The sequence below is a fragment of the Microvirga sp. HBU67558 genome, from assembly GCF_018069605.1.
In the GTDB taxonomy this organism is placed as follows: domain Bacteria; phylum Pseudomonadota; class Alphaproteobacteria; order Rhizobiales; family Beijerinckiaceae; genus Microvirga; species Microvirga terrae.
In genome coordinates this window covers 1-252 of sequence record NZ_JAGPUP010000058.1, presented here as the reverse complement: position 1 = coordinate 252, position 252 = coordinate 1, and the positions used below count along the sequence as shown (strand labels likewise).

General features: G+C 71.4%; 1 pseudogene. It reads right to left on the bottom strand.

Features of this window, described 5'->3' with window-relative positions:
* Positions 1-252 (bottom strand): annotated as a pseudogene (locus KBI52_RS00220) (ABC transporter permease); the annotation flags it as partial.

Sequence of the window (252 nt, the reverse complement as noted above, 5' to 3'; positions counted from 1 at the left end):
GGCCAGCGTGCAGTAGATCGGCAGCAGTCGGCTCGTCCCACGGGTGCCGATCACCTTCCGGACGGCGTCGGCCAGCACGGCGCTCGTCTTGGCGACGCCTCCCAGAATCGCGAGGCCGGCGACGCGCAGGCGTCCCGATCCGCCATCCTGAGCCGAGGTCTCGCCCGAGAGCGACGAGAGGCCGAAGAGGCGGTCGTAAACCCAGCAGGTGACGAGCGCCGCCACCAGCATCATGGCCGCCAGCGCTCCCGC